The organism is Syntrophorhabdales bacterium, from assembly GCA_035541455.1.
In the GTDB taxonomy this organism is placed as follows: Bacteria; Desulfobacterota; Syntrophorhabdia; order Syntrophorhabdales; family WCHB1-27; genus JADGQN01.
Genome location: DATKNH010000099.1, coordinates 1 through 13,743, shown reverse-complemented (window position 1 = coordinate 13,743; position 13,743 = coordinate 1). Strand labels below are relative to the sequence as shown.

At 53.2% G+C, this 13,743-nt stretch carries 13 protein-coding genes; 8 read left to right on the top strand and 5 right to left on the bottom strand.

Annotation, left to right across the window (positions count from 1 at the left end):
- Positions 1-248 (top strand): hypothetical protein (locus VMT71_10430; GenBank protein ID HVN24375.1); only part of this gene is annotated, 248 nt, incomplete at its 5' end.
- 299 nt (positions 249-547) lie between these two features.
- On the opposite strand, the gene VMT71_10425 is transcribed toward VMT71_10430, so the two are convergent.
- Entirely contained in the window at positions 548-913 is a 366-nt protein-coding gene (locus tag VMT71_10425) for a hypothetical protein (GenBank protein HVN24374.1), read from the bottom strand.
- Complete coding sequence (locus VMT71_10420) at positions 894-1,289, bottom strand: thioesterase family protein (protein ID HVN24373.1); 396 nt, start codon at positions 1,287-1,289, stop codon at positions 894-896. The genes VMT71_10425 and VMT71_10420 overlap by 20 nt, the downstream gene beginning before the upstream one ends.
- A gap of 217 nt (positions 1,290-1,506) precedes the next feature.
- Here VMT71_10420 and VMT71_10415 point away from each other — a divergent pair, with 217 nt between their 5' ends.
- From VMT71_10415 to rlmD, 3 genes are all read left to right on the top strand, one after another.
- Positions 1,507-3,066 (top strand): AAA family ATPase, encoded by a 1,560-nt coding sequence (locus VMT71_10415; GenBank protein HVN24372.1) that lies wholly within the window; start codon positions 1,507-1,509, stop codon positions 3,064-3,066.
- A 184-nt stretch (positions 3,067-3,250) separates the two neighbouring features.
- Positions 3,251-5,101, top strand: a complete 1,851-nt coding sequence (locus VMT71_10410; protein HVN24371.1) for a YgiQ family radical SAM protein — start codon at positions 3,251-3,253, stop codon at positions 5,099-5,101.
- On the top strand, positions 5,098-6,465 hold the full coding sequence (rlmD, locus tag VMT71_10405; protein ID HVN24370.1) for a 23S rRNA (uracil(1939)-C(5))-methyltransferase RlmD: 1,368 nt from the start codon (positions 5,098-5,100) through the stop codon (positions 6,463-6,465). Before VMT71_10410 ends, rlmD begins: the two co-directional genes overlap by 4 nt.
- Here the strand turns inward: rlmD and VMT71_10400 are convergent.
- Both VMT71_10400 and VMT71_10395 read right to left on the bottom strand, forming a co-directional pair.
- Positions 6,462-7,223: a MinD/ParA family protein gene (locus VMT71_10400; protein HVN24369.1), complete on the bottom strand. Its 762-nt coding sequence runs from the start codon at positions 7,221-7,223 to the stop codon at positions 6,462-6,464. The genes rlmD and VMT71_10400 overlap by 4 nt on opposite strands.
- A gap of 2 nt (positions 7,224-7,225) precedes the next feature.
- The gene (locus VMT71_10395) at positions 7,226-8,011 is read right to left on the bottom strand and encodes a GGDEF domain-containing protein (protein ID HVN24368.1); all 786 of its coding nucleotides are present in this window, start codon (positions 8,009-8,011) and stop codon (positions 7,226-7,228) included.
- 351 nt (positions 8,012-8,362) lie between these two features.
- Between VMT71_10395 and VMT71_10390 the strand changes: the two genes are divergently transcribed.
- The 4 genes from VMT71_10390 to VMT71_10375 all read left to right on the top strand — a co-directional run bounded on the left by VMT71_10390 (position 8,363) and on the right by VMT71_10375 (position 11,854).
- Complete coding sequence (locus tag VMT71_10390; protein ID HVN24367.1) at positions 8,363-8,755, top strand: carboxymuconolactone decarboxylase family protein; 393 nt, start codon at positions 8,363-8,365, stop codon at positions 8,753-8,755.
- Between the two features lie 135 nt (positions 8,756-8,890).
- Positions 8,891-9,688, top strand: coding sequence for a dihydropteroate synthase (locus VMT71_10385; GenBank protein HVN24366.1), 798 nt, complete (start codon positions 8,891-8,893; stop codon positions 9,686-9,688).
- 140 nt (positions 9,689-9,828) lie between these two features.
- On the top strand, positions 9,829-10,602 hold the full coding sequence (locus VMT71_10380; protein HVN24365.1) for a cyclase family protein: 774 nt from the start codon (positions 9,829-9,831) through the stop codon (positions 10,600-10,602).
- A 28-nt stretch (positions 10,603-10,630) separates the two neighbouring features.
- The gene (locus VMT71_10375; GenBank protein ID HVN24364.1) at positions 10,631-11,854 is read left to right on the top strand and encodes an amino acid ABC transporter substrate-binding protein; all 1,224 of its coding nucleotides are present in this window, start codon (positions 10,631-10,633) and stop codon (positions 11,852-11,854) included.
- Positions 11,855-11,959: 105 nt separating this feature from the next.
- On the opposite strand, the gene VMT71_10370 is transcribed toward VMT71_10375, so the two are convergent.
- Positions 11,960-13,567 (bottom strand): long-chain-fatty-acid--CoA ligase, encoded by a 1,608-nt coding sequence (locus tag VMT71_10370; protein ID HVN24363.1) that lies wholly within the window; start codon positions 13,565-13,567, stop codon positions 11,960-11,962.
- Positions 13,568-13,743 lie beyond the last annotated feature (176 nt).

Sequence of the window (13,743 nt, the reverse complement as noted above, 5' to 3'; positions counted from 1 at the left end):
CGCCCGACATACTTATTGAGAATGATATGACGAGGCGGCGTGACCGAATGGTGGCACCCATCAAGGAGAGAGATCTGGATAAGCACCTTGAGGGGGAAAACCAGAAGAAACCCGTCGTTACGCCTCCGCCAGCCGCCAATCTGGCTGCGCCCGGTGAGCCTGAAAAGAAGAGCCTCGAGGAGGAGGATTTCCAGCTGTATATGGCAACGCAGATACTGAAGAGCTGGGATACCCTGCGCGGCAAGTAGCGGCGATTCGCCTTCGTCCATATACCTTCGTTATCGCTGCGTCGCGCTCCTCGACGTACCAAAGTACGCCTGCGTCGGCTCCTCGCTGCCGCCTTGGTCTCCGGACGAATCCAAATCGCCGCTATCTGGCGTTCCTGCAATAACATTCGAGTAATCTTTCGGTGAAAGGTTAGCGGGGGTTCACATTCAAGCTGGAGACCCAGGCGGTCCGAGGCTCACGCTACGGAGGCGTACTGTAGTACGTCGAGTAAGCGGGGGCCGAAGGGCAACCAAGCTAGGCGCTTGAAGCCAGATGGGTGTCAGTCTTCGCCGAGGAGATAGTCTAATTTACAGTGCGGACAATTCCAGACTTTCTTGCTTACCTTGAAGAGGAGCTCGTTGCATTGCCTACAGACGGGAGGCTGACCCTCCGGGATGGCTGCGTCCTCTTCCGTCGTTTCTTTTTTTTGTTCTGTTTTTCTTGTCCCGGAGCCTGATAAATCTACCCCGAGTTTCCTCGCTAGATTGATAAGGGCGTGATCAAACCCTTCCCTGTACCGGTACAGGGATCGCAGCTGTTCTTTGTCTCGCGTGGCATTAACCAGTCGCCACCAGAGCTCATAGCTTTCTCTGTGGATCTTGAGCATTGCTTCTTTTATTTCATTGTCATTGAACGTTCTTGGCATGAAGGAGCCTATTCTTGAATTCATCAGGAATGCGCTTTGGTTTGCCTGTGGCATCCACGCAGACCATCAATGTTTCGCCGCGGGTTATTATCTTTCCGTTCTTATGAATCGCGTGAAGAAGAGTGAACTGGGCATTCTTCATGTCAGAGACCGACGTATGCACTTCCAGCTCGTCTCCGTATTGAGATTTGTCAAGCAGGTCGAGAAGCACCTTTCTTACGAGGACAAAGGTATCCAATTTTTCCCACTCCGGAAGCAGTATGCCGAGTGATGCCAGGTATTCGAACCATGACTTTTCAAACAGTTTGAGATAGTTGGCAAAATAGACGACCCCGCCGGCATCGGTGTCCTGGTAATAGATCCTTGTCCGAAACATGGCTCAGTAATACCATGATTGCACATTGAGGGTCAACCCAGTGCAACACTACAATGTGAGCAGTGAGCAAAAAGCAAACAAGCGACGAGAAGTAAGTTCATTGCGGGTAGTGGCGGCAGGCAGTCTATTTTTCCTGCTGCATCGCAGCGGTTTTTTGTTGTATAGTGTTTCTGTTACCTTCCGGCTGTTTACTGCTCACTTTGTGCAGGGCTTACCGATGGAGATTGATCCGAAGCTTATCGAGTTTCTGCTTAATCCGGAGAGCTATCCCGAGAAGCCGAATACCATTACCCATCACGAGACCCACATTTCCCATGTCTTTGTGGGCGATAGCCATGTATACAAGATCAAGAAGCCGGTAAAACTCGACTTTCTCGATTTCACATCGCTTGAGAGGAGGCGGTTTTTCTGCCGCGAGGAAGTGAGACTCAATTCTCGGCTTGCTCCCGATTTTTACCTGGGCGTGAGCACGATCTACGCTACGAAGAACACGTATTCTTTGCTGAAAGGAGCTGGTGCAGAAACAGCCGAATACGCGGTGAAGATGAGGAAGGTTCCCGAGGAGAAGCTGCTTCATAATCTCATAATTGAAGGACGGTTGATTTACAGGGAGCTTGAGCCTGTCGGGCTGAGACTGGCTCGTTTTCATGCTGAGGTGCCGGAATTCCGCGGGGGGCAACATGGAGGATTGGGATCAGTGATTGCCACCACGGAGGAGAACCACGAGGAGATCAGGTCTTTTGTCGGCAAGACGCTCGACCAGCGATTGTACGATGATCTTGTAGAATACACGAGAGGATTCATTAAACAGTGGAAGGACCTTTTTGCCAAGCGGGTAAGGGACGGCCTCGTTCGTGAGGGCCATGGAGACCTGCATTCCCAGCACGTTTGTTTGACCAACCCACCGGTTATTTTTGACTGTATCGAATTCAACAAACGCTTCAGGATCAGTGATATTCTGGAAGATATAGCCTTTCTCCTTATGGATCTGGAGTTTCGCGGCAGGTTCGATCTTTCCCGGAATCTTTTCAAGTCGTACTTCTCTGTGCAGCGCTACGCGCTGGTGAGTCAGCTCCTCCGTTTCTACAAAATCTATCGGGCAGTGGTGCGGGGAAAGATAGAGGGCATCATGGCCCGAAGCCTGCCGGACGAGAAGGAGCAGGGCAGAGCGCTCGGCAGGGCAAGGGAATACTTCGCACTGGCGGATCATTATATGAGGAGCGACGGCACTCACTTTAACCCTGTTGTTTTTATGGGCGTGTCGGGCTCTGGAAAGTCGGCGATAGCGAATGGACTTATCCCGGATGCCGTACTGCTTCGCTCGGATGTTGTGCGGAAGGAATCGCTGGGACAAAAGCCAGACAGGCACTCGTACGTGGAATACGGCACAGGTATGTACGATGAAGAGATTACGCGCCGGACCTACCATCTGCTCCTACAGCGCGCCGTGGAAGAGGCGAGAGGCGGCAGGAGGGTTATCGTAGATGCAACGTACTTGAAAGAGGAGCAGCGGCTTGCCTTCTTCGGCGCCTGCTGCGCAGCCGGGTTGAACCCATTTTTTGTGCATTGTTTTGCGCCCGAAAGAGTGTTGAGAGAGAGGATACAGAAGCGTCTGGCCGAGAGCACAGACGTGTCGGACGGACACCCGTCGATTCTGGAGAAACAACTCTCAATCGAGGAAGAGCCGAAGGAGCTGCCCTGTTTCAGAGTGTTTGCGCTGAATACAGACGAGGACCTGGGGACAATTCAGAGAGCATTGCGCGAACTGTTCCTGTAGCTGCCACCGCACTGATGTCATGAAACAAAGGGTTTCATGGTAATGAGATAAGGTGTGTCAGTTTCTGTCACCTGTTTCAACAGCTACCGTGCCTTACTTTTCCGTCATTGCTGATACCACACCACATCTGCTACACTATTGCGTTACTTGATTTCACTGGCCACTGGCCACTCTGCACTCTGTTATGGCCTTTCTCCCTATTTCCAGAGAGGATCTCTCAGCAAGGGGCTGGGATTACCTTGACGTAATCCTGGTAAGCGGCGATGCGTACGTGGACCACCCGTCGTATGGAGCGGCAGTCATCGGGAGAAGACTGGAGGCGGCAGGTTTCAGAACGGGCATCATAGCCCAGCCGGACTGGCGTTCGACTGAAGCATTTGAGCAGCTCGGGGAACCGCGTCTCTTCTTCGGGGTTACTTCGGGAAACCTCGACTCCATGGTGGCCAACTATACGTCCACTAAGCGGCGGCGCAGCGTGGACGACTATTCACCCGGAGGCAACACAGGACTTCGTCCGGACAGGGCTGTGACCGTCTATGCCAACCGCATCAGGGAGGCCTTCGGAGATGCGTGCATAGTGCTTGGAGGAATCGAGGCCAGCCTCAGGCGTTTCGCTCACTACGATTGGTGGGACGACAGCGTCCGCCGCTCCATTCTGATTGATTCGCGGGCCGATCTTTTGGTGTACGGCATGGGAGAGGAGCAGGTTGTAGAGGTTGCGCGGCGCCTGCGCGAGGGCAGGGATCTCTACGGCATCCGGGGTACGGCCCTTGTGGCAAAAGAAATCGAGCCTGACCGCGGGATTGTCGAAATACCTTCCTATGAGGAGGTGCTGCGGGACAAGGAACAATTTAACCGTGCCTTTGCGACGATCGCCGAACATCAGGACCCGGTGAGGGGAGGTACTATTCTCCAGAAGCATGCTGCGCGCTATGTCATTCAGTTTCCACCGGCAAGACCACTTGCGCCGGAAAAGCTCGATCAAATCTACGAGATGCCGTACGAGCGTGCCTGGCATCCGCGTTACAGCCCATACGGCGGTGTACCTGGTTTTGAAACCGTGAAATTTTCAATCACGTCTCACCGCGGCTGCGCGGGCGGCTGCGCCTTCTGCTCGCTCGGTATGCATCAGGGGAGGATCATCCAGTCGCGTACATCTGCCTCTCTTCTCAGGGAAGCGAGACTTCTTTCTGAGAGGACCGACTTCAAAGGAACGATCACTGATGTGGGTGGCCCGACTGCGAACTTGTTCATGGCGCGCTGCGCCCGCTGGGAGCGCAAAGGCGCCTGCGCAGAAAAAAACTGCTTCGTGCCGCGAAGATGCGGAAATCTCAAGCTGGGGTATGAGGAGAGTATGAGTCTCTACCGAAAGATCCTCGAGTTGCCCGGGGTGAAGCATCTCTTTATAGAAAGCGGGTTGCGCTACGACCTGCTGACAGGAGACGGTGAGGAGCGCCTCTTCCTAGATGAGCTTTGCGAGCATCATGTGAGCGGGCAGCTCAAAGTGGCCCCGGAGCACACGAAAGACAAGGTGCTGAGGCTGATGAACAAACCGGGTTTTGCGGTCTACGAGCAGTTTGTGAAGAGGTTCAAGGAAACGAACCTGCGCTTGAAGAAGAAGCAGTTTCTCGTAAATTATTTCATCAGCGCCCATCCGGGTTCTTCCCTTCAGGATGCTCTGGATCTTTCGCTCTACCTCGTGAAGCGGGGCATCAGCCCTGAACAGATCCAGGATTTCATGCCTCTTCCCCTTACTGCATCCGGCTGCATGTTCTATACGGGAAAAGACCCCTTTACGGGCCGCGACGTTTACGTGCCGAGCAGCGCGCACGAACGCAAGATGCAAAGGGCACTCATCCAGTGGCGCAACCCGAAAAACAGGCCTCTCATCCGGGAGGCTCTGAAGATGCTCCACAGGGAAGAGCTCTGGCAAGAGTACCAGAGAGCATGGAACAGGTATGGCACGAATAAAACGAGGGTCACGGCGCACGGGTCACGGGGCAAGGAAGACCACATGGGGCGGAACAACCGATGAAACAGTATTCTGAGGAGATGCGCTCCCTTGAGATTATTGATATAGCTTTCCCGGATGGTTTTGGTGTGGCGAAGCAGGGTGAGCTTGTCTGGTTCGTTCCTGGTGCTCTGCCGGGAGACGTTGTGCAGGCAAAGATGGTGAGGCGGAGTAAACGTTTCGGCTTTGCCCAGTTACTCTCCATAGAACGGGAATCTCCATTCAGAATTGAGCCTGTCTGTGCCCACACGCAGCATTGCGGCGGCTGTGTGTTTCAGGACCTGCAGTATGAAAAACAGCTCGAGCTGAAGCAAAATTATCTTGTACAGACATTACGCAGAATAGGTAATGTAGCGCTTGATCGCATCGAAGTGCCTCCAATCCTGCCGTCTGTTGACCAGTATTATTACAGAAGCAAGGTAGAGCTTTTCTTCGGTGACAGCCCGGCGGGCGCTGTAGGCTTCAGAGAAAGAGTCTCCCCATTCGAGCCTTATGTGGGAAGGCTGGTTGAGATCAGGCAGTGCCCTATATTCAGCACAGTCCTGGAGCGACTCTTGCCGCTCATGGCGGAGTATGCCTCAAGGATTCACGCGAATGCTCGCGGAAGGAAAGAAAATGTCGCAATACCTAGAAAGCTCGTCATTCGGGAGGCAAAATGGAATAAGAGACTGATGGTTAGCCTCGTCTATCAAGGAAACAGCATTTTGGAGCTTCCATGGCTTCTTACCAGCCTGCAGAGAGAGGTCCCTGAAATCGCCAGCCTCTGGACCGTAGCGAACCGCAAGAGAGAGATTCTCTTTGGATCGCCTTTCCTGGAGGAAATGATCGCCGGGTTCAAGTTCAGGATGGATCCGGAAACGTTTTTTCAGCCTAACGCAGCCATGGCAGGAAGGCTCTACGAATCGATCGGAGGCCTGTGCAGGGCAACAGGCAGTCAAAAGGTACTAGGGCTCTACTGTGGAACGGGCCCCATCGAGATCTCCCTTTCTCCTTTTGTCCGGGAGGTTGTGGGTATTGATTCGAATCAAGAGAATATTGCGGCAGCTCTGGAGAACTGCAGGAGTAACCAAGTGCGTAACTGCCGATTTTACAGGCAAAAGGCTGAACAGGCCGACAGGCTGGGCATCGCAGACTCCTTCGACCTCGTGATAGTCGATCCGCCAAGAGCCGGCTTGACCGGCGAGGCCTTAAGGTTCATCACCGGTGCTGCTGCCCCTCGACTCATCTACGTCTCCTGCAATCCCTCCACACTCGCGCGGGATTTGAAACATCTGGCAGACAGGAACTTCATTCCCATCAAAATCCTGCCATTCGATTTTTTCCCCCATACGGCTCATCTGGAGACGCTGGTGCTGCTCGAGAAGCGCGAAAGACAGAAGGGATACTAGCAGGTCGGGGCCCAGGAACAAATCTTTCGACTGAGGAGATCGCAATCTCTCGTGACCACCGACTGAGGTGATGAGATTGCCAGGACTTGCTGCCTGACTATGGACCTGGGGACCGCCTGATCGCCGGTTATACAGCCGAGGTATTCCAAAGGAAAACCGAGAAACTTCCTACACGTTGCATCGATCTGAGAAAAAATCTTCACTCCCTCTTTTTCGTTTGCCGTTGAGTTCACGATTACGCTGAAACAATCTCTGGCAAAGATCTGATACAGTACTTTGATCATCGCATAGGCGTCGGTCAAGCTGGTCAGCTCGCGATTGAGCACGATGATGTTGCGGTAGGCCATGAGATTGAACTGAAGGACCATCTCTGAAATGCCTGCACCGGTATCGAGGAGCACGTAGTCGTACGAAGGAAAAAGAGGCCTGAGCGCATCTTTGACAAGCTGAATCTTTTCGTAGAGCGGCTGGGCCATTTCCTTCACGCCGGAACTGCCTGCAATCAGATCGAAGCCTGCGTCTGTCGCAGTGACAGCCTCACGTACGTTGCTGTTTCCGAAAATCACATCTTTAAGGGTGAGGGCAGGATTGAGGCCCAACATGATGTCCATGTTGGCAAGGCCCAGATCGCAATCCACGGCGAGAACTTTCTTTCCTTTTTTTGCCAGCAAAGCAGCCAGGTTGATGGTAACGAAGGTCTTGCCGACGCCCCCCTTACCGCTGGCCACGGATGCGATCACCGGAATGTGTTCGTCCATGATTAGCTCCTTTTTTTGAGGGCTGCTCTTCCTGAGTTCCCTGTTCCGTTATGCGGTTCGATTCCCCCGAAGAATTGCTCTGTCCGCCACTTCGAGGCGCGTGCCAGACTCCACTTCTCTTCCTGGGTAACCGAGTCAAGCTCTACGGTTTTTTCCGGTTTGCCCGCGTAGAAGACCTGGTTCTTTCCATTCTTCTTTGCCTTGTAGAGAGCCATGTCTGCCTGGTGCACAAACTCTTCGCTACCCCCTTTAGACGCTGCTGAATACTCAGCCACGCCGATGCTGGCGGAAACCGGAAGTAATTTCTTCAAGGGGATCGACGCTATTGCCTGCTGTAACCTTGTTGCGATACGGGCCGCATCATAAATGTCCGTCGCCGGCATTATAACAGCGAATTCATCTCCTCCGTAGCGACAGACAATATCGGTAGGGCGCAGCTGCTCGCGCAGGGTGCTTGCTGTCTTCAGAAGAAAGCGGTTCCCGTGTACGTGCCCCATCGTATCGTTCAAGAGCTTGAAGTTGTCCAGATCGATCATCATCATGGAGCTGGGTTGGCCTGTACGGCGTGTTCGCGCGATTTCTATCTCGAGCTGCATAGTGAAGAAGCGCGTGTTGTAAAGACCGGTGAGGGCATCTGTCAGGGTGAGGGATCGCAGGTGATTGTTTTCTTTCTTGAGCTTGGCGACCTGGTCAAGCAGGTCGTTATCAGGCTCCATGACCAGATGTGCTTTAGAGGCCAGAGCATCTCTGTCGGCTTCTGATAGTTCCTCGATAAACGTGATGACCACGTCTGACTTTTGTCCGTTTCTATGAGAGACCCAGACCGAGAATGCATCGCTATCCTGCAGGATCTGCGCGAGTGTTTTCGGCGGGTTCAGACCCTTGGCTGATCGCCTTTCTATGATAGGCTGACCCGAGGACGGGTCTTTAGCTACCGGTTTTACGGCTCAATCTCCTTTCATCATCGCAGATAGACAGTCCGACACTCTCCTGCCATAGATATTATCGTCAGAAGATTGTTTTAGGTAAGGGGTTCCGTCCCAAAAGTGCGGCGTTGGGGACAAATTGCGGGGGGTATTGACGGATCAAGCCCGTCGTGATAATAGATTGATCACCGCAGGGAAGAGGAGGTCGGCACCATGGATGATGCGTTAAAGAAAAGAACTCAGGCGACAGCCGCGAAACTTTTTGGCAAGGGTATTAAGATGGACCCTCCGTATCTGATGTGGAAAGAATTTGACCGGGACCTTGCGAACGACTTTTCAGGGTTCATCACCGGAAACCTTTATTCCAGGACCGTGCTGACACTGCCGGAGCGACAGATGGCCGCATGCGCCATGCTGGCCGCACTGAAGGCGACAGAGGAATTGAGACTCCATGTCAACGCAGCCCTCAATGTGGGGTGCGATCCCAGGAAGCTTACCGAGGTTTTTTTCCAACTTGCCACCTATGCCGGCATGCCAACGGTGAATGAAGCCTTGAAAGTTTTTCGAGAAGTGCTGAAGGAAAGAGGGGAATGGCCCATTGCATAAAGGCCAGGGTAGCGGGGCATGGATCGAGAGTGAAGTGCAGCTTGACAAAAATCTGCCGCTCCTGTAGAAACTTGAATCCTTAGTGGTTACCTTCTTCACCACTATTCTAGCGCTGACGGACGGAGGATACGAGGTATGTTGATCGTCGGGGAAAGAATCAATACAAGCCGCAAGGCTGTCAATGAGGCTGTAGGAAACCGTGATGTAGTCTATATCCAGGCAGACGTGAAAGCACAGGTGGAAGCGGGCGCCGATATCATCGATGTGAACGCCGGTTCCCGTTCAGCGTCAGAGCTTGACGACCTCCGGTGGCTTATCGATGTCATAGAAGAAGCAGTACCTGCGAGACTTTCCCTGGACAGTTCCAGCCCTGAGGTCCTTGCGGCTGTTGTGAATAAAGTGCGCGATGTGCCGATGCTTAATTCGACTACCGCAGAAAAGGCTCGTTTCGAAAAGATGGCACCTGTTATCAAAGAACGGGAGTGCGATGTGGTAGCCCTCTGCATAGGCGAACGCGGTATTCCCAAAACCGCAGATCAGGTTCTCGAGAATGCGACGAAGCTCGTGCACGACCTCGAAGCCATCGGCGTGAAGAGGGAAAGGATTCATCTTGATCCGCTGGTCCAGGCGGTCAGTGTTGACAGTAAAGCCGCTCTCATCTTTCTTGACGCGATTGAAAGAATTAACCGGGAACTTCCCGGAGTGAAGACCGTCTGCGGCCTTTCAAATGTTTCCTTCTCGCTCCCGAAAAGACCCCTGATTAATCGCACCTTTCTTACCCTCGCGATGAAAGCGGGGCTGCAAGGCGCGCTGATCGATCCGCTTGACAAGAAGCTCATGGCCACGTTGCGCGCAACCGTGGTGCTCATAGGCCAGGACCCCTTCTGCAGAAACTATCTGAAGGCTTTCAGGGCCGGCAAGCTCGAGGATTGAGAAGGCAGCACTAATAAACGCTTGACACTGCTCGCCGCTGCTTGTATATAGTAGTGTATGCGTCTATGTACCGGTCGGTACAGTTTTATTCCTGGTGCTCTGTTTAGCGTCGTTACCAACACAGTATCGGAGGTATCAGCATGAAATCCCCATCCAGGGCCACGCGCATTATCGACCTCAGTCAGGCCATTACGCAGACTCCTCCCGGCTCCATGCTCAAAGTGGATATCCAGTACCTGTCGCACGAAGACGGAACGAGGCTGCACGGGACGTTTTTCGGGCTTACTCCGGAGGATCTTCCGGATGGCAAATTTGCAGCGGTTGAGAATGTGACGCTTACGACACATAGCGGAACGCACCTCGATGCACCATGGCACTACGGGCCCAAGTCTGGAGGAAGGCCTGCAAAGACCATTGACAAGATTCCGCTGGAGTGGTGCTACGGCAATGGCGTGGTCCTCGATTTCCGACACAAGAAAGCCGGGGATGCCATAGAGGTGGATGATCTCGAAAAGGCGCTCAAGAAAATCCGGTACACCTTGAAGCCTTTTGACATCGTGCTGCTGATGACGGGTGCTTACAAACGTTATGGTAAACCCGATTACATGAATGCTCATCCTGGAGCAACGCGCGAGTCAACGCTCTGGCTTATCACTAAAGGCATTAAGGTGATGGGCATTGATGCGTGGGGATGGGACAGGCCCTTCAATGTCATGGTGGATGAAGTGAAACGGGGCATCAAGGGAAGGGTGTGGGCTGCACATTATGCAGGCAAAGAGAAAGAGTATTGTCATCTAGAGAACCTTGCCAACCTGGATAAGATAGGCAAGCCCCACGGATTCAAGGTGGCGGTCTTCCCGATCAAGATAGAGCGCGCCGGCGGTGCATGGGTGAGAGCTGTCGCCATTCTCTAATGGCATAATTCTAAAAAGGAGTGGAGATATGACAATCAGGAAAGTTCTCGTAATCTGCTCTGCGCTGTTTGTTTCAATGATGCTCGTCAGTAGTTCCAGCTTCGGTCAGGCAGCGAAGCCGTCCGCTCCGACAGGCAATCCCCTGAGAATCGGCGGGTCCTTACCACTCACCGGCATATACTCGGAGACGGCGAAGTGGATCAAAGAGGGATACGAGTTCTGGGTTGAGGATGTGAATAAAAGGGGAGGCCTCCTGGGTCGACCGGTTAGGCTGACCATCTACGACGATGAAAGCACTGCTGAGAAGGCGGTGACCTACTATGAGCGTGCTATTACCATCGATAAGGTGGACCTCGTTTTCGGGGGCTATCCCGCGACGTCTAATGTGGCGCTGATGCCCATGATGGAGAAATACAACAGGATCTTTGTCGGCATGGGAGGACAGTTGCCGTCATTCGAGCAGGGCTACACGTACAGTTTTGCGAGTCCGCCCCTTATCAGTGACTGGACGTACATCGCCTTTGCGGGAGTCTATGAGGATCTCATACCCAAAGCCGAGTGGCCCAGATCGGTTGCCATACTCAGCATGAATAACGTGATCGGCCTTTCCACCAAGCCAATGCTCGTAAAATGGCTCGAGAAAAACAACATCAAAATCGTTACAGAGGAGACGTATAATCTTCCGCTGAGTGACGCGACCCCGATGGTGAGCAAGGCGAAGGGCAGGGGGGCAGAGGTGCTGATATGCCTGAGCATGTTTGATGACGGCGTAATGATCGCCCGTGCCGCCAAGGCGATGAATTACAATCCCAAGATGATCTGGCAACTTCTTGCGTCGACTATACCCGCATGGATGAAGGAGATGGGGCCTGACGGGAACAGCGTCATTGCCGAGATGTGGTGGAATGCACGGCTGCCTTACGCTTACAATGACTTGATCAATGCAGGCGCCAAGGCAAAATTCAATATTCCGACGGCTCCTACGTACTTCGGGCTTGGCTTTTCATGGATGAAGACGCTGGAATTGGCTGTGGTTGGTGCAGGAACCCTGGACAGTACAAGGATACGCGACTACCTGAGGGCAAACAAGTTTGATCTCCCGTATGGCAACGCGATAACCTTCGATAAGCGGGGCCTTCCTCCGCCGTTCGCGTTTGCAGTCCAAACAACCAACGGAATCGTCGAGCCGATCTGGCCCAAGAACGTGTCGAAAGCAAAGCTGGTATATCCCAGGCCCGCCTGGAGCAAATAAGGCAGGCTCAAGGCACAAGGCTAAAGGAGCAAGGTAGACCGGAGCGGGTAAGGCTCTTCCGTGACCTTGACTTGAACCTCGTTCCCTGAGCCTTGGGCCTGATCTTTAGACCTTCCTGTCTTTTCCTGCCCAGTACTTCTCCCGTAATTCACGCTTGAGTATCTTACCGGATGGGTTCTTGGGCAGGGCATCGAGGAACTCAACGGACTTCGGAGCCTTGTAGCGCGCGAGGCGCGTTTTGCAGAACTCAGTTATGTCGTTTGTGGTGGCTTGCATGCCGGCCTTCAACACAACAGCAGCGTGCACCCGCTCGACCCAGTAGTCATCGGGTATGCCGAAGACTGCCGCTTCGTGCACACCAGGGTGCTGGTAAAGAACCTCCTCCACTTCGCGGGGATAGACATTCTCCCCGCCAGAGCAGATCATGTCTCTTTTCCTGTCGACGATGTAGATGTAGCCTTGCTCATCGTAGCGCCCCATGTCTCCCGTGTGAACCCAGCCGTCGGTAATCGTCTCCTTCGTTTCAACTGGCTTGTGCCACCATTCCTGAAGCACGGCTTTGCTGTAAACAATAATCTCTCCCACTTCTCCGGGCTCGAGGTCTTCCATGTTATCGTTGACGATCCGCACGTGCACGCCTATATGGGGAAAACCGGCTGAGGTGAGAATGTGCTGTTTTTCCGTATTTTCGATTCCCATCCGATGCTGCTTGACCGAGAGCATGGTGACATTGGGACCATCTTCTGTCCCGCCGTAGAACTCCAGAAATATGGGTCCCCATTTTTCCAGACCCCGCTTCAAAAGTTCGAGCGGCATGGGCGAGGCAGCGTAAAACATACGCTTGAGCGAACTGAGATCGTAGTTGTCCACGTCAGGCATTGCGAGAAATGCCGCAAGATGCGTTGCAACGATATGGATGTCTGTTGCTTTCTCGTCCTGAACTGCCTGCAACGCGGCAGCTGGATCGAAGGATATCTGCGGCATGATGACGTTGCTGCCGCCTACGAAGAAGTAACCCCAGAAGTTAGAGGTTCCTCCCACGTGGAAAAGGGGCATGATCTGGATATGCTTGTCGCCCTGTTCCAGGCTCAACGCGACTGCGAATCTGCGGGTGTTGTCCATAGAACGCTTCTGTGTGTAAAGCGCGGCACGAGGCACCCCGGTCGTACCGCTGGTATAAAAGAGAAAAACCGGATCGTCTTCCCGTAGGTCGACGTCAGGCTCGTCTTTAGGGAAAGTGGCCAGGAGCTCGCGATGGGATATCATGCCTGGCACCGGTTTCTCAAAGGAGATAAAATGCTTTACCTTTGGTATCCGTGGCTTCAATTTCTCCACAAGATCAACGAGCTGGGGCCCCACAAAGAGCGTATTTGTCTCCGAGTAGTTTATCAGATAGTCGAGCTCGTCCAGTTGCAGCCTCGGATTGAACGGAGATGAGATGTAGCCGAACTTCATTGCGGCCCCATACACGTCCGCATAATCGAGGCAGTTCCATGAGAGCATGCCCAGGACATCGCCCTTCTTCACGCCCATAGAGGAAAGTGCGTGGATCAGGCTGTTTACCCTCTCATTGACCTGCTTGAAAGTGATTGACTCAGAGCCGCACTTCATGGCCATTTCATCAGCGTAGAGGATGGCATTCCTGTAGATGATATCGGCGTAGGTGCCGGTGTCATACCGTGAGAGCTCCTTAAGAACCAGTCTCTTCGACATAGCCTCTCCTGTTTCGTGGGTTATCGGTTACGTGTTACGAGTTGCGACGCCCGGGGCGTTGTTACGGGTTAAGAAACGCTTGTTTTGCCCAATCCGAAACTCGTAACACGTAACTCGCGACGTCGTGGTATGTCACTTTCCTTTCCACTGGGGTTTGCGCTTCTCTGCGAATGCTG

What these genes read in the sequence shown, in the direction of transcription:
- VMT71_10425 (HVN24374.1), bottom strand. Translation starts at nt 913, where the DNA reads ATGCCAAGAACGTTCAATGACAATGAAATAAAAGAAGCAATGCTCAAG.
- VMT71_10390 (HVN24367.1), top strand. Translation starts at nt 8,363, where the DNA reads ATGGATGATGCGTTAAAGAAAAGAACTCAGGCGACAGCCGCGAAACTT.
- VMT71_10415 (HVN24372.1), top strand. Translation starts at nt 1,507, where the DNA reads ATGGAGATTGATCCGAAGCTTATCGAGTTTCTGCTTAATCCGGAGAGC.
- VMT71_10380 (HVN24365.1), top strand. Translation starts at nt 9,829, where the DNA reads ATGAAATCCCCATCCAGGGCCACGCGCATTATCGACCTCAGTCAGGCC.
- VMT71_10400 (HVN24369.1), bottom strand. Translation starts at nt 7,223, where the DNA reads ATGGACGAACACATTCCGGTGATCGCATCCGTGGCCAGCGGTAAGGGG.
- VMT71_10370 (HVN24363.1), bottom strand. Translation starts at nt 13,567, where the DNA reads ATGTCGAAGAGACTGGTTCTTAAGGAGCTCTCACGGTATGACACCGGC.
- VMT71_10420 (HVN24373.1), bottom strand. Translation starts at nt 1,289, where the DNA reads ATGTTTCGGACAAGGATCTATTACCAGGACACCGATGCCGGCGGGGTC.
- VMT71_10385 (HVN24366.1), top strand. Translation starts at nt 8,891, where the DNA reads ATGTTGATCGTCGGGGAAAGAATCAATACAAGCCGCAAGGCTGTCAAT.
- rlmD (HVN24370.1), top strand. Translation starts at nt 5,098, where the DNA reads ATGAAACAGTATTCTGAGGAGATGCGCTCCCTTGAGATTATTGATATA.
- VMT71_10410 (HVN24371.1), top strand. Translation starts at nt 3,251, where the DNA reads ATGGCCTTTCTCCCTATTTCCAGAGAGGATCTCTCAGCAAGGGGCTGG.
- VMT71_10375 (HVN24364.1), top strand. Translation starts at nt 10,631, where the DNA reads ATGACAATCAGGAAAGTTCTCGTAATCTGCTCTGCGCTGTTTGTTTCA.